Genomic DNA, 305 nt, shown 5'->3' on the forward strand with positions numbered 1-305 from the left:
TGGTTTTGAGGTCATTTGCGGTAATATCATTAAACAAGATGTCATGAATGCTGCAAATATGAGCAATGCGTACAAAGTTGTTATTACAATGTGCAATACTATTGAAGTAGGAGAATGTATCGTGAATATACGTGATATGAATAAGGATATCCAGATAATCACACATACACTATCCGATGTAGATACAGCTTATCTCATTGATTTAGGCGCAGATATTGTAGTAACTGATGAAGAAGAAATCGCAAATGGTGTTATTGAGCATATAACTGGACAGAGATTCATAAAAAATATTGCGCAATCATGAA

1 protein-coding gene is annotated in these 305 nt (G+C 33.8%); it reads left to right on the forward strand.

Translation table 11 applies throughout. The features are described from left to right. Window positions 1-304 (forward strand): NAD-binding protein (locus ACFIO5_RS10890; protein WP_375705411.1); only part of this gene is annotated, 304 nt, incomplete at its 5' end. Between the last annotated feature and the right edge of the window lies 1 nt (window position 305).

This window comes from Bartonella sp. AA86SXKL (assembly GCF_042196885.1).